We start from the raw sequence: 20,540 nt of genomic DNA on the forward strand, positions 1-20,540 counted from the left end.
GCTGCGGACCCATAGTCAGCCCGTCACCAGGAGCCCCGAGCGGTGCCACAACACCAGGCAAAACCGCGCCGGATGAGAGCGTCTCCCGGGCTCGCGCAAGAGAAAACAAGAGGTATCAGGCCGATGACAGAGCGTCGCTATTTCACTCCGACCGGCGGCCATCCCGGTCAGGATCAACTGCTGACCGGGCGTGCGGTATTCACCGAGGCCTATGCCGTCATCCCGAAGGGCACGATGCAGGACATCGTCACCTCGGTGCTGCCAGGCTGGCAGGGTATGCGCATGTGGGTTATCGCCCGGCCGCTCAGCGGATTTGCCGAAACCTTTTCGCAGTATATCGTTGAACTGCAGCCGGGTGGCGGCTCTGACACCCCGGAAACCGATCCAGCGGCACAGGGGAGCATTTTCGTCACCGCCGGACAGGTGGAACTGACCATGGACGGCACCGCCCATATCCTGCAGGAAGGCGGCTTTGCCTATGTGCCGCCAGGCAGCAACTGGTCCCTGCGCAACACGACCGAGGCATTGGCCTCCTTCCATTGGATCCGTAAACAGTGGCAACCCGCGCCGGGCATCGACACACCCGCCTTTTTTACCGTGAACGAAAAGGACCTTGCTCCCAATATGATGCCCGGTACCGACGGGCGCTGGGGCACCACCCGCTTCATGGATCCCGAGGATCTGTCGCATGACATGCATGTCACCATCGTCACCTTTGAGCCCGGCGGCACCATCCCCTTTGCCGAAACCCATGTGATGGAGCACGGGTTGTTTGTGCTGGAAGGCAAGGCGGTCTACCGCCTGAACCAGGATTGGGTCGAGGTGGAGGCCGGCGATTTCATGTGGCTGCGAGCCTTCTGCCCGCAGGCCTGCTATGCGGGCGGGCCGGGCCGCTTCCGCTATCTCCTGTACAAGGACGTGAACCGGCATATGCCACTGGCGCCGCAGCGCTGAGGGGCATCACTATTTTTTCGCAGCGGTCTTGCCTTTCCTCCTCCATTGCCTCTCTAGATTGGCGGCATATTCAGTTTCAGAGGACGGCATTTGAGCCGGAGACAAGACCATGAAGATCGCGATCAACGGATTTGGCCGTATCGGCCGCGCCATCCTGCGCCAGATCCTCATGCAGCCAGGGCATGAGGATATCGAGGTTCTGCGCATAAACGATATCGCGCCGCTCGATCTTTGTGCCTACCTGCTGCAATACGACAGCACCTACGGCCCCCTGCCCGGCACAGTGGAAACCGACGCGGTGAAAACCGGTACAGGGGCAACCGGTACCGGCAGCCTGCGCGTGATGGGGCGGGAAATCCCCGTCAGCCAATGCGCGGATCTGACCGAGGTGGATCTCTCTGGCGTCGACGTGGTGCTGGAATGCACAGGTATCGCACGCACATCGGACGTGGCACAGCGCGGGTTGGAGGCCGGGGCGCGCAAGGTGCTGATCTCCGGCCCTTCTCCGGCGGCGGAACGCACCATCGTGCTGGGCGCCAACGAAGACAGCCTGGGCGCCGCCCGGGTCGTCTCCAACGCCTCCTGCACCACCAATGCGCTGGCGCCGCTGGTCAAGCTGCTGGATGGGATCGGGGGGATCGAAACGGCCCATATGACCACGATCCACTGCTACACCAACTCCCAGCCGCTGGTGGATGCGCCGCGCGGGGATTTCGCCCGCTCGCGCGCAGCCGCCATGTCGATGGTGCCGACCACGACCTCGGCCATGCATCTGATCGACGAGGTGCTGCCGCATCTGCAAGGGCGCATCAGCGGCGCTGCGGTACGGGTTCCCACCGCCAGCGTCTCGGCGGTGGACCTGATCGCGCAACTCAAAGCCCCACTTTGCGAGGAAACGCTGCTGGCACGCCTGAAAGAAGCGGTCAGCCATTGCCCGCAACTGGGTTGGACCGACCTGCCGCTGGTCTCCTCCGATCTGCGCGCGCGCCCTGAATCCCTGGTCCTGGCCGCGCCCGAAACGCGCATCTGCGGAGAGCGCCAGATCCGCCTCTTTGGCTGGTACGACAATGAGTGGGGATTCTCTGCCCGCATGCTGGATGTGGCCCGCCTGATGGCTGCGACCTGACAGCGGCACCTCACCGGGCGAACTCCCGCCCGCGACAGAGGCGCCTTCTGCGAAGCCCCCTCGCCACGATTGGGCCTGGCACCGCGCAAGCGCGGTGCGCTCGCGTCCATTCCCGAGCTTGATTTCCGGGTCCAAGGTCTGGTTTCGGGGTCAAGGGCAGCAGAGCTGCCGCGCCCTGGCGCGGTTCACCCTTGAGGCCGACACCAGGCCGATAGGCTGGCACCGGTGGCTGAAGGCAGACCTGCCCTTCAGCCACCTCTCAGCAAAAAGAAAAGCGCCGCGCGATAGCGCGGCGCCGGGCCCAACTGGGCCAGATCATCTGTGATGATCGCAGGACAGGCGGGAGCCGCCTGCCCAGGATCGCGGTCATTTGCCGCCAAGGCTGCCCTGCCCCTGACCGGACATGCCACCCGAGACTTCCTCGGTCGCGCTGCCCGGCAGTTCCTCGGGCAAGACAAGGTTCAACACGATGGCAATCACCGCTGCAGGCAGCAAGCCGCTGGTCATCAGGATCCGCAGCGTGTTGGGCAGGTACTGCACCGCACCAGGCTCCAGCTGCAGGCCCAGCCCCACCGACAGGGCGATTGCAAAGATCACCATGTTGCGCCGGTTCCAATCCACATCGGAGAGCATCGAGATACCCGCCGCAACAACCATGCCGAACATCACGATGACACCGCCGCCCAGAACCTCGATCGGGATGGTGCGGATGATGGCCCCCACCTTGGGCACCAGACCGCAGATGATCAGGAAGATCGCACCGCAGGTCACCACATGGCGGCTCATCACCCCGGTCATGGCAATCAGACCCACGTTCTGGCTGAAGGAAGTATTTGGCAGACCGCCAAAGATCCCCGCAATCGCCGTGCCAAAACCATCGGCATAGGTCGCCCCGGCAATCTCCTTGTCGGTAGCTTCACGCCCGGCGCCGCCACGGGTGATGCCGCTTACGTCGCCAACGGTCTCCACCGCCGAAACAAAGGCCATCAGGCAAAAGCCGATAATGGCGGCAAAGGAGAACTCGAAGCCGTATTTGAACGGCACCGGCAGGGCGAAACCGGCGGCGCGCGACCAGCTGGTGCCAATCGCCTCAAAGCTCACCATGCCCACCATCAGCGCGTAGATATAGCCGATGATCAGCCCCAGCAGCACCGCCGAAACCGACAGCATGCCACGGGCGAAGAACTTGAGCCCCAGGGTCGCCACGATCACGACCAGCGCCGCCGACCAGTTCAGGAGCGAGCCATATTCCGGCTTGCCGATGGCAGGCACACCGCCTGCGGCGTATTGGATCCCCACCTTCACCAGCGCCAGCCCGATCATGGTCACCACCAGCCCCGTCACAAGGGGCGGCAGGGCAAAGCGTATCTTGCCGATGAACAGACCCAGGGCCGCATGGAACAGCCCGCCAATCAGCACACCCCCATAAAGCGCGCCCAGCGCATCGACGCCTTTTCCGGCCACCAGCGGGATCATGATCGGCAGAAAGGCAAAACTGGTGCCCTGCACGATTGGCAGCGCCGCGCCGACCGGCCCCAGGGTGATGGTTTGCAGCAGGGTTGCCACCCCGGCAAACAGCATCGACATCTGGATCATGTACAGAAGCTCCGGAAAATCCGGAGAGTTGGAACCAAAACCAAAGCCAGCAGCCCCCGCCACGATGATCGCCGGGGTCACGTTGGATACAAACATCGCAAGCACATGCTGGATCCCCAGCGGTACCGCCTTCGCGAGCGGCGGTGTGTAATTCGGATCGCGCAGCTCTGCCGCCGTTCCGATGGAACCATCTGCCATTTTCATCATCCCTCTACTGTTGAGTGTATTGGCTTTGTTCAAATTTCCGCCTCTTGCGCGGGCGGATTGACAAAAGACAAGGCGCCCGTCACGGGCGCCTCACCTCATATGGGGTATCGAACCAGTGCTCCTGCAGGTTCGCGCCGGGTCCGATCCGATCCACCACGGCAAAAAGGCCCGGTGCCGCCAGCGGCGTCAACACACCGTGCCAGGTGCCGCGATGGAAATTGAGGACCTGTCCCGGCTCTGTCTCAAATGCCAGCGGCCTGCCGGGTCGATCGCCCAAATCCTGGGCAACGATCACAAGGAAGCCGTGTTCGCTCATCGGGATAAAGGCCTGGCTTCCCTCCGGGTGCCGTTCCACCATCTCAAGCCTCAGCGGCAGCTGACGCGGTTCGGCCTTGAACAGGCTCACCCCTGCCCGACCGTCCGAGAAATCCAGTGTGGCGCGGTCGTGATATCGCCCGCAGAGCCCCTGGTTGATGATCTTGTCCGGCGCGCCTGCAGTATCGATCAGATCTCCGAAGGGTTTGAAACCCTCTGCAGTGATCGGCTGGATCTCGATGACCTCGCTCATGGCAGGATGTCTTTCAGCCGGAACTCGGCGATGCGCTCCACCTGGCGGCAGGCTTCGTCAAATTCCACCTCGCGGGAATTGCCGATGCGTCGTTCAAAGGCCGCCAGGATCGACGCCTTGTCGTGATCGCGCACCGCGATGATGAAGGGAAAGCCGTGCTTTTCCACGTAAGAGGCATTCAGGCGCGTGAAGGTCTCGCGCTCCTCATCCGTCAAGGCATCCAGCCCAGCGCTGGCCTGCTCAGAGGTGCTTTCGGCGGTCAGACGCTTGGCCGCCGCCAGTTTCCCGGCCAGATCGGGATGCTCGGTCAGAACGCCAAGCCGTTCCTCCTCGCTGGCAGAGCGGAACATGCGGCACAGCGCATTGTGCAGCCCCAGGGCGGTGTCATGGGCAGGCCCCAGTTCCAGATCAAAGGCGCGCTCTGTAATCCAGGGCGAGTGCTCGAAAATCCCGCCATAGGCCGCAACAAAGCTGTCTCGTTGCATCCGGCTGGGCCGCTGCCGCCGCTGATGCGGATGGGTCTTCGCCCAATGCTCGGCAATATCGATCCGGCGGGGACACCAGACGCCCTCAAAGGCCTGGATATAGTCAAGGAAGCGTTTCAGGCCTGCGATCTTGCCCGGCCGCCCGATCAGGCGGCAATGCAGCCCCACCGACATCATCTTGGGTGCGCCTGCCTCCCCTTCGGCATAGAGCACATCAAAGGCATCCTTCAGATACTGAAAGAACTGCTCTCCGGTGATGTATCCCGGCGCCGTGGCAAAACGCATGTCGTTTGCCTCCAGCGTATAGGGGATGATCAACTGATCGCGTTCCCCGACCTCCAGCCAGTAGGGCAGATCGTCATCATAGGTATCCGAGATATAGTCAAAGCCGCCCTCCTCGGCCACCAGCCGCACGGTGTTGCTGCTGCAGCGGCCTGTGTACCAGCCGCGCGGACGCGTTCCGACAACTTCGGTATGTAGGCGGATCGCCTCGGCAATGGCAGCGCGCTCTTCCTCCTCTGGCATGTCCTTGTGTTCGACCCATTTCAGCCCGTGGCTGGCGATCTCCCAACCGGCGGCCTTCATGGCCTGAACCTGTTCCGGGGATCGCGCCAGGGCCGAGGCCACCCCGTAGATCGTCACCGGGATTGCTGCCGAGGTGAACAGGCGGTGCAGCCGCCAGAAGCCTGCGCGCGCACCGTATTCATAGATCGACTCCATGTTCCAATGCCGCTGACCCGGCCAGGACGCCGCCCCTGCAATATCAGACAGGAAGGCTTCCGATCCGCCATCGCCATGCAGGATGGAGTTTTCTCCCCCCTCTTCGTAGTTCAATACGAATTGCACCGCGATCTTCGCGTCTTCCGGCCAGGCCGCATGCGGGGGCGTCGCCCCATAGCCGATCATATCGCGTGGATATCTGTTCATCTCTGCGTCTCTTTCCCTGGGCAGCCAAAAGTCGCAACTCTGCGCGGACATGCCACTAGACCCGTCGCCGGGCTCATCTACGTTTATCCTTATAATGGCAGAAGACAGTCCGCCTTTTTCAAAATTTAACGAATACACTGTCAATCGCGGCTCATTTGCCCAATGATGCGACTTGGTGCAGGAAGAAGCGGCACAGAAGTGGATTAGCTTAGGAAACAGGCAATGACCGGATACCTCACCACCCATGTCCTGGACACCGCACGTGGTTGCCCCGCCGCCGGGATGACGATCACCCTTTACCGAGTGGAGGGCGGCAGCCGTTTCCAGCTCGCCCAGATGCAGACCAATGACGACGGGCGCACCGATGCACCGATCCTGCCCCAGGATGACTTTGCCCCCGGCGCCTACGAGTTGGAGTTCGACGCGGGCGGCTATCTGCGCGCAACAGGCCAGGGCGCCGAGGATCCGCTGTTTCTCGACATCGTCCCGATCCGCTTTGGCATCAGCGATCCAGCGGCGCACTATCACGTGCCACTGCTGCTATCGCCCTTCGGATATTCCACCTACCGCGGCAGTTAACGCCCCCTGCAGATCTCCGGGTCAAGGGAGGCGCAGCCTGCGCGCTTCGCGCGCCTTGCCCTTGAGGCGGAGATCTGCGCCTGACACTGGACCTGGCGCGTTCAGGGCAGACCTGCCCCTGAACCGCTTCTCAGCATTCCTGAGCGCTGCCGCGCAGCGCGTCCCTAAACCTACAGCGCTGCGCAGCAGCGCATCCCTACACCTACAGCGCTGCGCAGCAGCGCCAGGCCCAACTCTGCAATGGGCCGCAAGGCCCCTTCAGAGGCGGGAGATCCCCGCCCCTAGGCGCTGCCCACCGATCCTTCCGCCAGCCGCATGGCCCGCGCCATACGCTCGGTCATGAAATCCATGAACAATCGCGTCTTCGGGTCCTGGTGGCGGCGATGGGTATAGAGACAGGCCATCTGCGCCGGAACCGGAGGCGTCTCACAGGCCACGGGCACCAGCCGCCCCTCCGCCAGATGAGTGGCCACCTCGAAGACCGGTTTCAGGGCGATCCCTTCGCCCGCCAGCGCCCAGTCGGTCAGCACGTCGCCATCGTCGCATTCATATCGCCCCGCCACCGCAAAGCGCTGGGGCCCCTCGGGTGTCTGCAGCATCCATTGAAACTCGCTGGCACCGGGATAGCGCAGGTTCAGGCAATTGTGCCCCTCGCGCAATAGCGCCGCCCCATCCCGGGGCATGCCGTGCCGGGCAATATACTCCGGCGCCGCGCAGAGCACCCGTTTGCAATCGGCGATCTTGCGGATCCTGAGGTTGCTGTCCTCTGGCTGGCCCAGGAAAAAGGCCAGATCCAGCCCTTCGGTGGTCAGGTCCACCGCCCGATCCGACAGGCGCAGCCGCAGGTTGATCTCGGGGTAGGCCGCCAGAAATTCCGGCACCGCAGGCGCCACCAGACGCCGCCCCACCCCCAGGGGCGCCGCCACGAACAGCGTGCCGCGCGGCGCATCGGTCAGATGCATTACCTTGGCTTCGGCCTGATCCACCGCCTCCAGCACCTGAACCGCACCGGAATAGAACACCTGCCCCTGCTCGGTTGCGGTCAGGTTGCGGGTGGTGCGCTGGAACAGCCGCACGCCCAAATAATCCTCAAGCTGGGAAATCCGCGCTGAAGTTACAGCCGGAGAGATCCTCAGATCCCGCCCCGCCGCCGACATCGAGCCAAGCTCATAGACACGGACAAAGGTGCGTATATTGTCGAGATAAGACATGGAGGTCGGCTCTATTCTTCTGATTTTTTTGATGCAGTTTGGAATTTATCCGCAATACCGAATAAAAGCCACTTTGCCTAGTCTAGGACGGCAGCAGAAATACAGGGATCTATGCGCATGTTTGAACTGGTGATGATGTGGGATTGGCTCGGCTTTGCCGTCCGCTGGCTGCATGTGATCACGGCGATTGCCTGGATCGGATCCTCCTTCTATTTCATCGCGCTGGACCTTGGCCTGCGCAAGGCCCCCGATCTGCCCCCCGGCGCCCATGGCGAGGAATGGCAGGTCCATGGCGGCGGCTTCTATCACATCCGCAAATACCTGGTGGCGCCCTCCGAGATGCCCGAGCACCTCACCTGGTTCAAATGGGAGAGCTATTCCACGTGGCTGTCCGGTTTTGCCCTTCTGATGGTGGTCTACTGGGCGGGCGGCGAGCTCTATCTCATCGACCAGTCCAAGGCGGAGCTGACCCTCTGGCAGGGGATCGCGATTTCGGCGACGACCCTGTCGATCGGCTGGATCGTCTATGACCGCCTGTGCAAATCCGGCCTGGCCGAGCGCCCGACCCTCTTGATGGTGCTTCTGTTCCTGCTGCTGGTGGCAATGGGCTGGGGATTGAACCAGGTCTTCACCGGACGCGCCATGATGCTGCACCTTGGCGCCTTCACCGCCACCATCATGACCGCGAATGTCTTTTTCATCATCATGCCGAACCAGCGCATCGTGGTGAAGGACTTGCAAGAGGGCCGCAGCCCGGATGCAAAATACGGCAAGATCGCCAAGCTGCGCTCGACCCATAACAATTACCTGACGCTGCCGGTCATCTTCCTGATGCTGTCCAACCATTACCCGCTGGCCTTTGCCAGTGAGTACAACTGGCTGATCGCGGCGCTGGTCTTCCTGATGGGCGTCACCATCCGGCATTACTTCAACACCCGCCACGCCCGCGCGGGCAACCCCATCTGGACCTGGGCGGTGACGGCACTCTTGTTCCTTGGCGTCATCATCCTGTCCAGCGCCGGGCTGGAGCATGACGGCGACGAAGAGACCGAGACCGCCGCCCTGAGCGGTACCGCCCTGGTTCTGGCCACCACAGACGGGTTCGAAGAGGTGCATGAGATCGTCATGGGCCGCTGCAGCATGTGCCACGCGCGCGAGCCCTTCTGGGACGGCATCCGCACCGCCCCCAAGGGGGTGCTCTTGGAAACCGAAGCCGATGTGGCCCGCCGCGCCCGCGAGATCTACCTGCAGGCAGGCCTCACCCATGCCATGCCGCCTGCCAATATCACCTATATGGAACCCGAGGATCGCGCCGCCATCCGCCGCTGGTTCCGCGCCGCGCAGATGTAGGCGCGAGGCAGTTATAGGTGCAGGCGGCCCTTTCCCTACCCTGATGCGCATCATTCCGCCGCCCGGCCTTCGTGCGGCGGCGACTGCCCTGCGGGATGGGTGTACCTCGGGTCTTGCTGTGATACGGTCTGCCCGAAAGAGGTGATACACCGCCTTGCCGCTGCCCGGAGATCAGATGTTGCCAAGACCGCGAATTCGCTCCAGCCTTTCGGGGATGGCGCAGTCCCTGCTGCTGTGCGGATCTGTTGTCGCGGGGGCAGCACAGGCGGCGGAAACCGCCCTGATTGCACCGAACGCCCCCACAGATCTTACGGCACGGCTGGAAGATTCCTCTGCCGTGCTCGCATCGCGGGCGGGCGCAGATGTCCAGGATCTTCTGGCGGCCGCCCTCTCGGATTACCGCACATTGGTGCAGGTTCTTTACGATGCCGGGCATTTTGCGCCAGTGGTGACGATCCGCCTGGACGGGCGCGAAGCCGCCGGGATCGATCCGATCCAGCCCCCGGCCCGGATCGAGCGGATCGAAATCACCGTGACCCCCGGCCCCGCTTTCACCTTTGGCACGGCGGCTGTGCAACCCTGGCCCACGGCCAGCGACAGCGCGCTGCCAGACGGGTTTGCCAGCGGCGCCCCGGCCAGCACCGGCGTCCTGCGCGATGCCGCCAATGCCGGGATCAGCGCCTGGCGGCAGGCGGGTCACGCCAAGGCCGCGCTGGCCGGGCAAACGATCACCGCCGATCACCGCACAGCGCAGCTGAACGCGCGTTTGAAAATCCATCCCGGGCCACAACTGCGCTTTGGCACTCTGACAGTGGCAGGCCCCAGTGACGTGCGCGAAGAGGCGATCCGCGCCATTGCGGGATTCCCCCATGGCGAGATCTATCACCCGGATGATCTCAGTCGCTCGGCCAGCCGCTTGCGCCGCACCGGCAGCTTTGCCTCTGTCGCCTTTCGCGAAGCGGAACGGGCCAACCCCGACGGCACCCTGGATATAACCGCACAGGTTCAGGACATGCCGCCGCGCAGGCTGACCTTCGGCGCCGAGATGAGTTCGACCGAAGGCGCCTCTGTCTCTGCCAGCTGGATGCATCGCAACCTGTTTGGCGCGGCCGAAAAACTGCGCATTGAGGCCAAGATCAGCGGCATTGGCGGCAGCAGCGACATGGACGGGCGCTTTGCGATGCGGCTGGATCGCCCCGCCACCCTGGGGCCCGATGACAATCTCTTTTACCTGGTAGAGGCCGAAAGCCTGGATCAGGAACATTACACCGCCACCGAAGCCATGGGCGGGATCGGTCTGCGCCGGGTCTATTCCCAGCGTTTGAGCGGCGAAGCGGTGCTCGGTGCCACCTCCATTCTGACGGAGGATGCCTTTGGCAAGCGCCGGTTCAAATACGCCTTTGCCAACCTGCGCGCCGAATACGACGGGCGCGACAGCGCGCAGGATCCCACCTCCGGCCGGTTCCTGAGCGCCAGCTTCACCCCGTTTTTCGGACTGGAGGGCAGCGATCCCGGCGCAAGGATCACGATGGATGCCAGAGCCTATCGCGGCTTTGGCGCCGATGATCGCATCGTTCTGGCCGGGCGGGCGCAGCTTGGATCCGTCATCGGCCCATCCCATAGCGGTGTGTCTCCGACCATGCTGTTCTTCTCTGGCGGCGGCGGTTCGGTGCGCGGTCATGAGTATCAATCGCTCGGCGTGCCGGTGGCAGGCAGCACGGCGGGCGGGCGCGGCTATCTTGCTTTGTCTGCCGAGGTCAGGGGTCGGATCAGCGACAAGATCTCGCTGGTGGGATTTTATGATATGGCCTACGTGGATGCGGATAGCATCATCTCGTCCGACTCCTCCAGTCACGCTGGCGCCGGGCTGGGGCTGCGCTATTTGGTGGCCGGGATCGGCGCGATCCGGGTGGATCTGGCCTATCCGGTCTCTGGCGGCAGTACCGATGGGGCGCAGATCTACATCGGGATAGGACAGGCGTTTTGAGCAGGTTTCTTACTCTTCCCCGGATCGCCGGACTGACGGCATCGCTGCTGCTTGTCGCCGGTGTCACCCCGCTGCAGGCACAGGACAGCTCCGACAGTGGCGGACTGCTGGTCGACTTCCTTGAAGACAGCCTTTCCGGCGACAACCGCTATATCACCGTCACCGGGCTGACGGGGGCACTCTCCTCCCAAGCTGCGATCGAGCAGCTGACCGTCGCCGATGACGATGGCATCTGGCTGATGATCGAAGGGGCAAAGCTGGACTGGAACCGGCTGGCCCTGCTGCAGGGGCGGTTTTCCGTCAACACTCTCAGCGCCGAGACGATCAGCCTTCTGCGCAAACCCTCACCCGTTGCCGGCGATGCCGCGCTGCCCAGCCCCGAAGCGACACCCCTGGTGCTGCCGGACCTGCCCGTCGCGGTAGAGCTGGGAGAGATCCGCGCAGGCCGGGTGGACCTTGGCGCCGATCTCCTTGGCCAGCCCGCAAGCCTGTCGCTGAACGGGAGCCTCAGCCTGGCCGATGGCGCCCTGCATACGCAGCTGGAGGCCGCACGGCTGGACCGACCCGACGACCGCCTGAACCTCATGGCAGGCTATGCGAGCAGCACGCGACAGATCGACCTGGATCTGTCGCTGACCGAAGGCGCCGATGGTCTGATGTCCGCCCTTCTCGACCTGCCGGACCGCCCCAATCTGACGCTGACGGCCAAGGGCAACGGTCCAATCAGTGATTTCAGCGCCGATATCGCCTTGTTCAGCAACGGAGAAAGCCGCCTCTCAGGGCAGGTCGTTCTGGCCGGGGCGGCGCAACCTGCCGGGGATGCGGACGCCCAGCCTGAGCCAACAGGGATTGCCTTTTATGCCGATCTTGGCGGCAATATCGATCCGCTGCTGCAGCCTGATTATCGCAGCTTCTTTGGCCCGGGCCTGCGTTTTGTAACACGCGGACAGACAGAAACGGGCGGCGGTGTGACGCTGGACACCCTGGTGCTGACCACCGATGCGCTGCGTCTGACCGGATCCCTTGCCAGCACGGCGCAAGGGGCGCTCAGCACCGCAAACATCAAGGCCACGATCACGCCGCCTGCGGGCGCGGCACAGATCCTCCTGCCGGTGCCAGGTGCTGCCACGACGCTGGCCGGGGCAGAGATCCACGCCCAAAAGACCGAAGCCGGGGATTGGTCCCTGCAGGGCAGCCTGCGGCAGCTCACCCACCCGGATTTGCGCCTGAAAGAGGCGCGCCTGCAGGGCGTCGGCACCCTCGGTGACACAGTCGATGGCAACGGGAACCGGGATCTGCAGGGCGATCTGAGCCTGGCGCTTGAAGGTGTCCAGCCGCAGGACCCCGGCCTTGCCCGCGCGATTGGGGACAGTCTTGCCCTGACCACTCACCTCAGCACCGCAGGGGCAGATGCGCTGACCCTGACCGATATGACCCTGACAGGGGCCGACCTCCGCGCGGCCGGTGATCTGGCGATCTCTGCGCTTGCAAGTGATCTCACCATCATCACGCAGCTGGATGCCGCATCCGGCGATCTTGCGCGATTTGCCGATCTGGCTGGGCGCCCCCTGGGCGGCAGGGCCGAGGCCAAAGTGGGCGGCGCGCTCACCCCGCTGTCCGGGGCGTTTGACATCGATCTGACCCTCACAGGGCAGGATCTCAAGAGCGGCTTGGCGCAGCTTGACACGGTCCTGCCCGGCACCACCAGCCTCGTGCTGCGCGCCGCGCGGAACGAGACGGGCCTGCACATCGATCAGATGACGCTGGAGGGCGCGGTGCTGACCGCCCAGGCCAGCGGCCATCTGGACAGCCGGTCCGGACAGCTGGCCCTTGCCGCACGGCTGGAGGACCTGCAGCCACTTGTGCCAGAGGCGCCGGGACCGTTGGAGGTTTCCGCCGATCTGACCCGCAGCGGTGACCAGTTGTCAGGCCAGGCCGCGCTGCGTGGACCAAATTCCTCCTCGGCTGTGCTGAATGGCAGCGTGACAGTCGATGGCCAGGCCGAATTCACCTTCGAGGCCGCGCTGAACGACTTGCAGCGCTTCGTGCCGGAACTGGCAGGGGCGCTGACCGCCACTGGATCGGCGCGCCGTCAGGATGGGATCTGGGACCTGAACGCCCAGGCAACCGCCCCGGCCGAGGCCAGCGCCACGCTGACCGGCAGCTACTCCGAGCCGCGCGGAGAGCTCGATATGGTTGCCACGGGGCAATTGCGGCTGGAGGGCGCCAATCCCTTCATCAAGCCCAATCTGGCCAAGGGGCTGGCCCGGTTTGATCTGGCGATGACCGGCGTGCCAACGCTGCACAACCTGACCGGAACCGTAACCACCAGCGGCGCCACCCTGGCGCTGCCTGCCGCCGGGCAGCGCGTCGATGAGATCGACGCACAGATCTCCCTGCAAAACGCCCGCGCCCTTCTAAACCTGTCAGCCGAACCCGGCAAAAGCGGTACCCTGCGGCTCTCGGGTCCGGTGGCGCTGACCGCCCCCTATCAGGCGGATCTGACCATTCTGCTGTCGGATCTGCTGATGAGCGATCATCTGAGCTATGATACCCGCCTCAACGGGCGCCTTGGCCTGAACGGGGCCCTGAGCGGTGCCTCCCGCCTAGCCGGGCGGATCGACGTGGGAGAGACCAATCTCAACCTCAATGCCACCGGTGGCTCTGTCACCGCGGCACCGATCCCGCCAATCCAGCATATCGGTGCCCCCGCCGCCGTGCAGGCCACGCGCGCCCGCGCCGGGCTGATTGCCTCGGCCGAACAGGGCGCTGCCGCCGCAGGACGCAGCACGACGGCGCTGGACGTGGTGATCGATGCGCCGGGCAAGATCTTTGCCCGGGGACGCGGTCTGCGCGCGGAACTTGGCGGGCGCATTCACCTGCAGGGCACAACCGCTGCCCCTGTCCCCTCTGGCCAGATCGGGCTGATCCGGGGCAGTTTCGACATTCTGGGCCGCCGCCTGACCCTGGATGACGGGCAGGTGACGCTTCTGGGCGACCTCACCCCCTACCTGGAGTTCCGCTCCAGCGCGCAGACGGAACAGGGAAGCGCGACGCTGGAAATCTCGGGTCCCACGGATGCGCCCGACATCAAGGTCACATCCGATCCCCCCCGCCCCAGTGAAGAAGCCCTGGCGCTCTTGCTGTTCGGAGACAACATCAAGGATCTGTCCCCGCTGGCCCTGGCGCGTCTGGCCTCCTCTGCCCTGACGCTGAGCGGTCGTGGCGGCAAGACCCAGGAGACCCTGCGCGAAGGCACCGGGGCAGATGATGCCGATTTCGGCTTTGACGGGATCGGCGCGGGGCGGCTGGGCCTGGGCGGATACCTCTCCGAGAACCTTTATACGGATGTGGATGTGAACACCCGCGGTCAAAGCGAGCTGAGCCTCAACCTGGATCTGACCGACAGCCTCTCTGTCACCGGAACGGTCGACAGCGAAGGCGAATCCGGTGTCGGCCTTTTCTTCAAGCGGGATTACTGAGGCCTGCCTGCAGCGACGGGTGGGACAGCCTGTGCCCGCTCAGGCCGCCCGTTCACGCCGGTGCCAGCGCTCCAAGCCGGGCCTTGGCCGCCTCCAGCGCATAGCGCGCGGTGCCGCTGACCCCGGCGGCATCATCGGTAATCAGCCAAAGCGGCAGTGCAGCACAGCGATCGGCAAGCTTGCCCTGCGGCTCGGCAAAGGCAGACAGGAAGGCCGTGCGCGCATCGGTGCACAAGACGCCGCGCGCCACGCTGCCGGCGAAGAAGATCCCCTGTCCGGGCATATAGGCAGGCACCAGTTCCCGCGCAAACAGCCCCAGAAGCCGCGCCCAGGCGGTGACGCTCTGCTGTGCCGGATGCGTTGCACCCGCTTCGAAGGCCGCGACGATCTCGGCACCGCCTTCGGACGGATCGCCGCCCATGGCACTGTGCAGGCGCACCAGGCCACGGCCCGAGAACAGCTCTTCGACACTTGGAAACTCCTTGGGATCGCGGTGCAATAGGCGTGTCAATTCCCGCACCACAGGCTCCGGCAGGCTGGCATGGCCCAGTTCCGCCTCGATCGTGCGCCCCGCCACCGAAAGCGCCACATTGAACCCGGTCCCGACCCCGGCAACCAACGCCTGCTCCCTCGTCTGGCGCCCCGGTCGCAGCGACGACAGCTGCCCCGGCATCAAGACCGGCAAGGCATGCCCGAGGGCGGCAAGATCATTGACCACATGGACCTGCCCGCCCGGCTCAAGCGGCAGCGCGCTGGCAAGATCAGCCGCCGTTCCCTGCCAATCCCTGTTCGTCAACCGATAGGCATCGCCATAGACCGGACCGGCAACGGCCAGGCAGCATCCGTGCAAAGGCGGCATATCCGGCTGCCTACAATAGGCCGCCAATACATCATCGAGGCTGGCAAACCCGTCATTGGCAAAATGCTTGAGACCCGTCACTCCGATCTCCGCTCCGGCCAGGGCCAGCCGCGTATTGCTGCCTCCGACATCCCCCACCAATACGGTCAGATCCTGCGTCATTCCTCGCGCCCCCCAAGCGCCTGATTTGTGGCGCATCTCAACTTTAGGCTGACGCATTCGATAGGAAAAGCAAAATGTTGGCGCAACCATAACCACTGGCCGGGCGACCGAGCCCCTTGCCCCGCAGGGCCGACAAACCGTAGGGTGTGACACAGGACAGCAATGCAGAACCAAGGCCCATGAAGGATATCACCAGCGAGACCTCCTTCGCCCGGCGACTGCACAAGCGGGTGCGACAGGTTTTCACGCATCTGCGGTTTCGCGCCTCCTTGCGCCACCTGCATGGGCCGCGCAGCACCTTTGCCAATCCGGATGAGGTGACCCTGATCGCGCTGGTGCGCGATGGCAGCTATTATCTTGAAGCCTTCTTCGACCATTACCGAAGCCTGGGCATTCGGCATTTTGTCTTCTTTGACAACGGTTCTGAAGACGACACGATCGAGCGGATCCGGCAGCAGCCCGGCACTGCCATCGTGCAATCGAAGCTCCCATGGGGGCAGTTTGAAAACATGTTCCGCAGCTTTGCCGCAGGTCGCTATGCCAGGGATCGCTGGTGCCTGATCGTGGATATGGACGAGATCTTCGACTTCGAAGGCCGCCAGGAAATCGGATTGGCCGGCCTGATCCGTTACCTGCAGCGCCAGGGGCATACGGCCATGATGGCGCAGATGCTGGAGATGTTTCCTCAAAGGTCCCTGTCAGAGGTCGCCCAAATGCCCTATGGCGAGGTCCTTCACAGTTTTGACTGCTATGATCTGAGCGTGGTCTCCTCTTTCGACTATCATGCGCCTGCCACCGGTCTCAGCTATTTCCTGAACCAGAACCGCCCAAACGCGGCAGACGGCAGCGCTCCACCAAGGGTGCGGTTTGGCGGCATTCGCGCCAAGGTCTTTGGCGAAAACTGCTGCCTGAGCAAACACCCGCTGGTCTTTGTGGGCACCGGTGTGACGGCCGGAGTGCATCCCCATGCGGCAACCGGCGTCGATGTCGCCCCGATGACCGCGCTGCTGAAACACTATAAATTCGCCAATGATCCCCTGGCCAGGGACCGGCAGTCGGTCAAAACCGCCGCGATTGAACATGGAGAGGACCAATTGCGCCTCTCGGTCCTGTCCAAGACACCGGATCTCTCGCTCTGGTCGGAAACGGCGCGCCAAGGCCCGACAATCGAGGCCTTACAGGATCTCGGGTTCCTGAGCCGCTCCGACACCTATAGCAGCTATCTGCGCGCGGAAGGGACGCAGGCGCCGTCATGATGAAGACCGGATCAAAGGCGGGTGAAGCAAGCGCCCGGGACGGCAGCCGGTTGGCAGTCGATGCCGTGGTGATCGGACGCAACGAAGGCGCGCGGCTGAAACGGTGCCTTGCCTCCCTCCGCGGCCAGGTGCGGCGGCTTGTCTATGTGGATAGCGGCTCCAGCGACGGATCGGTCGCAGCGGCCCAAGCCCTGGGCGCCGAGGTGGTGGAACTCGACATGACGCGCCCCTTCACGGCAGCGCGCGCCCGCAATGCTGGCCTTGCGGCGCTGGCAAGACAAGCACCACCGGCGGCACAGGATGGGGGAGACGACCGGGAGGCGCTGGTGCAATTCGTCGATGGCGACTGCGTGGTGGATCGGGGCTGGATCACCACCGCCCGCGCCTTTCTGGCGGCGCATGAGGATATTGCCGTGGTCTGTGGCAGGCGCCGGGAAGTGCACCCCGAGGCATCGGTCTATAATCGCCTGTGCGATGCGGAATGGGACACGCCCACAGGCGAAGCCCTAGCCTGCGGCGGCGATGCGCTGATGCGGCTGGCGCCGCTGCAGGCCGTCGGCGGCTACCGCGAAGGTCTGATTGCTGGGGAAGAGCCGGAATTGTGCCTACGCCTGCGCCAGGCGGGCTGGCGGATCTGGCGCCTGGAGGCAGAGATGACCCGGCATGACGCTCAGATCCTGCGGTTTGGCCAATGGGCAAAGCGGGCCCGGCGGGCCGGGCACGCCTTTGCCGAAGGCGCGACCTTACACGGCATGCCGCCCGAGCGGCATTGGGTGCGCGAAACCCGCCGCGCGCTGATATGGGGCTGCGTTCTGCCATTGGGTCTGCTGTTCGCGGCTCTGGTCACCCCATGGGCACTGATCGGCTTTACCGCCTATCCGTTGCAGATCCTAAGGCTGGCCCGGCGCATGGGGGGTGAGCAGGGTTTTTTCACGGTATTGGGGAAATTCCCGGAGGCTCTCGGAGTATTGGAGTACCACTGGAACCGCTTGCTTGGCCGCTCTCGCAGCATTCTGGAATACAAGACCCCAGGATAGCAACCAGGTCACCCGATTTCGCAGCCCCTCCCGCCCGGATCGGAACAGTCACGGACTGCCCCTCTCCCGTTGGGCCCGGCAGCGCGCCCTGCGCGCTGCTTTCGCACCAGACGCAAGGTCTACCGCCGGAAGCAACCGCGCCGCACAACGTGCGGCGCCGGGCCCAAGGCCGCCAAGGGAAACCGGCGCAGCCGGGGCACCTGCGGGCGCGGGAGCGCTACGGCCAGTGAAGGAAAACTGCCCCGAACGACGAAGCCCGCGCCTACTGGCGCCTGAGCCGCAGCGCATGGCGGATCTGGGCCGGCAGAATGGCAAAGCACTTCAGATATCGCGGCACCATGCGCGCGGGACTGCTCAGCGCCCGCCAGAGCCATTCCAACGCCAGTTTGCGCATCCATAGCGGCGCCCGGCGCTGATGTCCGCCCAGGAAATCCAGGCCCGCGCCCACCGAGGCGAATCCGACGCCCGGCGCCAGGGTCTTCCCCCTTGCGGCCAGCATCTCCTGCTTTGGTGCGCCAAGTGCAAGAAAGCACAGGCGGACGCCCTTCTGGTCCAGGGTCCGCAGGATCAGCTCCGCCTCGTCTCCCATGGGATCAAAGGCGCCGGAGGGCGCATGACACAAGGCCATATCCAATCCGGGCACCTTGTCGCACAAGGCCTCGGCCGCATCCGAAAGCGCCTCTGATGTGCTGCCCACCAAGGCAACCGGCACCCCCGCCCGTACCGCCAGTCGGCACAGCGGGACGACCATATCGGAACCGGGCATCAGCTCCAGGGGCCTGCCTGCAAGCTGAGACAGCCAAACCACCGGACGCCCGTCTGCCACCACCAGATCCTGCGCCGCATAGGCCGCAAGAAAGGCGTCATCGCACCCCAGTTTCACCAGGTGATCTAGGTTGACCGTCGCCAGGGCAAAGCCACGACCATCGCCAAAACGTGCCAGCACTTCGCGCTCCAAATGGGGCCGATCAGCAATGTTGATCGCGATCCTCGTGTTATGAAATTCGAAATACACCTGACATTCATCCTTGCCTGCCCAGCATCTGATAGCTGTCCGGAGCTTTCCAAACCAGTAACAACGCCCCACGGGGGAAAAGAACGTGGCATTCGTGCCATCCGTTTACCGGATTACGCAATTGGACAGGACATCCGACTGAAGACCGCCTAAACTGGCGCGAACACAACGGGGCAACCGCCCGTTTCCATTCACCCGTTTTCGCTCACCATTTTCGCGCACCGGCCACTGCAGGCCACGCGACACAGACCGCCAAAGGCCCTCCGCGCCGATGCCTAATCCTCTGGCATATCTGATGCTGATCGGCTGGCCCCTGGTCAGCCTCGTCCTGTTCCTGCGCCTGCCGCTAGAGCGCGCGATCCTTTGGTGCCTGATTGGTGGCTATCTCCTGCTGCCACCGCTGGCCGAGTTCGACCTGCCACTGGTGCCGGATATGGACAAGTTCTCCATTCCCTCGGTGGTGGCCTTTCTTCTGTGCGCCCTGCTGCTGCGCAGGCCGGTGCCGCTCTGGCCGCGCCCCCTGGTCGCGCGGCTTCTGGTCTTGCTGTTCGTGACCTGCGTGATCCCCACCGTTCTGACCAACTCAGACCCGATCCTGTTCCGAGTGTTGCAAAGCTCCGACCCGATCATCTTCCTGACCGATATGCTGCCCGGTCTCAGGTGGCGCGATCTGGGCTCGGTGGTGATCAATCAGATCATCCTGCTGATGCCCTTCCTGCTGGCAAGGCGCTACCTGTCGGACGAAAAGGGACAAAGGGAACTACTGATCGCGCTTTGTGTTGCCGGGGTGGCCTATAGCCTGCCCGCGCTCTTCGAGGTGCGTTTCAGCCCGCAGCTCAACACCTGGATCTACGGATTTTTCCAGCACGACTTCTCCCAAATGATGCGCCAGGGCGGCTTTCGACCGATCGTGTTCCTGCCCCACGCGCTGTGGCTTGCCCTGTTCATCTTCTCCTGCGTGGTGGCCGCCACCGCCCTGGCCCGCGCGGCAAAGCAGCAGGACCGCACCCGGTTCGCCCTGGCCGCGCTGTTTCTCTTTGCCGTGCTGATCCTCTGCAAGAGCCTGGCCTCGCTGGCCTACGGCCTGGCCATCGTTCCCATCGTGGCCCTTGCGTCGCCCCGCTGGCAGATCCGCCTTGCGGTGCTGATTGCCTTGCTCGCCATCACCTACCCGATGCTGCGCAATCTTGGCCTGATCCCGACGGATGCGATCCTGGCCAAGGCCGAGGCAATCAGCGCCGACCGCGCCCAATCACTGGGCTACCGGTTCGACAATGAAGCCTTGATGCTGCAGCGCGCCGCCGAGCGACCCTGGTTCGGATGGGGCGGATGGGGCCGCAATCTGGTGCGCGACCTGGAGACCGGGCGGATCGTCTCGATCCCGGATGGGCGCTGGATCATCACCTTTGGCACCTTCGGCTGGCTTGGCTATATCGCCGAAATGGGCCTGCTCACCCTGCCGATTTTCCTGCTGGGGCTGGAGATGCGCCGCTCCCGGACAGAACCGCTGTCCCCCTATGCCACGCCCATTGCCCTGATCCTGGCGGCAACCCTTGCGGATATGCTGCTCAACGACACCTTGATACCGATCACCTGGCTCTGCGCGGGTTCAGTCCTGGGTTATGCGGAACGCCTGCGCGATCCAAAGCTGTTTTGCGCCAAACGCAGCCTGTTTGACGGCCAACAAGCGATGGCGCCACAGGGCAGTGAAACCGGCCCGCGCAGCCTTCTCTGACAGT

15 protein-coding genes are annotated in these 20,540 nt (G+C 64.1%); 9 read left to right on the forward strand and 6 right to left on the reverse strand.

Annotated features, from left to right (window positions below; translation table 11 throughout):
- Positions 1-123 precede the first annotated feature (123 nt).
- Both PXK07_RS01425 and PXK07_RS01430 read left to right on the forward strand, forming a co-directional pair.
- Positions 124-954 (forward strand): bifunctional allantoicase/(S)-ureidoglycine aminohydrolase, encoded by an 831-nt coding sequence (locus PXK07_RS01425; RefSeq protein ID WP_274846398.1) that lies wholly within the window; start codon positions 124-126, stop codon positions 952-954.
- 109 nt (positions 955-1,063) lie between these two features.
- Positions 1,064-2,080 carry a type I glyceraldehyde-3-phosphate dehydrogenase gene (locus PXK07_RS01430; RefSeq protein WP_274846399.1) on the forward strand — a complete coding sequence of 339 codons (1,017 nt, stop codon included), beginning with the start codon at positions 1,064-1,066 and terminating at the stop codon, positions 2,078-2,080.
- 366 nt (positions 2,081-2,446) lie between these two features.
- Here the strand turns inward: PXK07_RS01430 and PXK07_RS01435 are convergent, their stop codons facing one another.
- The 3 genes from PXK07_RS01435 to puuE form a co-directional block, all read right to left on the reverse strand.
- Entirely contained in the window at positions 2,447-3,874 is a 1,428-nt protein-coding gene (locus PXK07_RS01435; protein ID WP_274846400.1) for a uracil-xanthine permease family protein, read from the reverse strand.
- Positions 3,875-3,962: 88 nt separating this feature from the next.
- Complete coding sequence (locus PXK07_RS01440; protein WP_274846401.1) at positions 3,963-4,451, reverse strand: ureidoglycolate lyase; 489 nt, start codon at positions 4,449-4,451, stop codon at positions 3,963-3,965.
- A complete protein-coding gene (puuE, locus tag PXK07_RS01445) occupies positions 4,448-5,863 on the reverse strand; it encodes an allantoinase PuuE (protein WP_274846402.1) in 1,416 nt (471 codons plus the stop codon). The genes PXK07_RS01440 and puuE overlap by 4 nt, the downstream gene beginning before the upstream one ends.
- 222 nt (positions 5,864-6,085) lie before the next feature.
- Here puuE and uraH point away from each other — a divergent pair, with 222 nt between their 5' ends.
- Positions 6,086-6,442: a hydroxyisourate hydrolase gene (uraH, locus tag PXK07_RS01450; RefSeq protein ID WP_274846403.1), complete on the forward strand. Its 357-nt coding sequence runs from the start codon at positions 6,086-6,088 to the stop codon at positions 6,440-6,442.
- A 281-nt stretch (positions 6,443-6,723) separates the two neighbouring features.
- Here the strand turns inward: uraH and PXK07_RS01455 are convergent, their stop codons facing one another.
- Entirely contained in the window at positions 6,724-7,653 is a 930-nt protein-coding gene (locus PXK07_RS01455; RefSeq protein ID WP_274846404.1) for a LysR family transcriptional regulator, read from the reverse strand.
- A gap of 117 nt (positions 7,654-7,770) precedes the next feature.
- On the opposite strand from PXK07_RS01455, the gene PXK07_RS01460 reads away from it, so the two are divergent.
- The 3 genes from PXK07_RS01460 to PXK07_RS01470 all read left to right on the forward strand — a co-directional run bounded on the left by PXK07_RS01460 (position 7,771) and on the right by PXK07_RS01470 (position 14,472).
- Positions 7,771-9,003, forward strand: a complete 1,233-nt coding sequence (locus PXK07_RS01460) for a urate hydroxylase PuuD (RefSeq protein WP_274846405.1) — start codon at positions 7,771-7,773, stop codon at positions 9,001-9,003.
- Positions 9,004-9,178: 175 nt separating this feature from the next.
- Positions 9,179-10,990, forward strand: a complete 1,812-nt coding sequence (locus PXK07_RS01465; protein WP_274846406.1) for an autotransporter assembly complex protein TamA — start codon at positions 9,179-9,181, stop codon at positions 10,988-10,990.
- Positions 10,987-14,472 (forward strand): translocation/assembly module TamB domain-containing protein, encoded by a 3,486-nt coding sequence (locus tag PXK07_RS01470; protein WP_274846407.1) that lies wholly within the window; start codon positions 10,987-10,989, stop codon positions 14,470-14,472. Before PXK07_RS01465 ends, PXK07_RS01470 begins: the two co-directional genes overlap by 4 nt.
- Before the next feature lie 52 nt (positions 14,473-14,524).
- Here the strand turns inward: PXK07_RS01470 and PXK07_RS01475 are convergent, their stop codons facing one another.
- Positions 14,525-15,493: a glucokinase gene (locus tag PXK07_RS01475; RefSeq protein WP_274846408.1), complete on the reverse strand. Its 969-nt coding sequence runs from the start codon at positions 15,491-15,493 to the stop codon at positions 14,525-14,527.
- 179 nt (positions 15,494-15,672) lie between these two features.
- On the opposite strand from PXK07_RS01475, the gene PXK07_RS01480 reads away from it, so the two are divergent.
- Both PXK07_RS01480 and PXK07_RS01485 read left to right on the forward strand, forming a co-directional pair.
- The gene (locus tag PXK07_RS01480; RefSeq protein WP_274846409.1) at positions 15,673-16,749 is read left to right on the forward strand and encodes a glycosyltransferase family 2 protein; all 1,077 of its coding nucleotides are present in this window, start codon (positions 15,673-15,675) and stop codon (positions 16,747-16,749) included.
- Positions 16,749-17,786: a glycosyltransferase family 2 protein gene (locus tag PXK07_RS01485; RefSeq protein WP_274846410.1), complete on the forward strand. Its 1,038-nt coding sequence runs from the start codon at positions 16,749-16,751 to the stop codon at positions 17,784-17,786. The genes PXK07_RS01480 and PXK07_RS01485 overlap by 1 nt, the downstream gene beginning before the upstream one ends.
- Before the next feature lie 262 nt (positions 17,787-18,048).
- On the opposite strand, the gene PXK07_RS01490 is transcribed toward PXK07_RS01485, so the two are convergent.
- Complete coding sequence (locus PXK07_RS01490) at positions 18,049-18,801, reverse strand: WecB/TagA/CpsF family glycosyltransferase (RefSeq protein WP_274846411.1); 753 nt, start codon at positions 18,799-18,801, stop codon at positions 18,049-18,051.
- Positions 18,802-19,072: 271 nt separating this feature from the next.
- Between PXK07_RS01490 and PXK07_RS01495 the strand changes: the two genes are divergently transcribed.
- Entirely contained in the window at positions 19,073-20,536 is a 1,464-nt protein-coding gene (locus PXK07_RS01495; protein WP_274846412.1) for a hypothetical protein, read from the forward strand.
- Positions 20,537-20,540 lie beyond the last annotated feature (4 nt).

Origin of the sequence: Phaeobacter sp. QD34_24 (assembly GCF_028890115.1) — a bacterium.
In the GTDB taxonomy this organism is placed as follows: Bacteria; Pseudomonadota; Alphaproteobacteria; order Rhodobacterales; family Rhodobacteraceae; genus Phycobacter.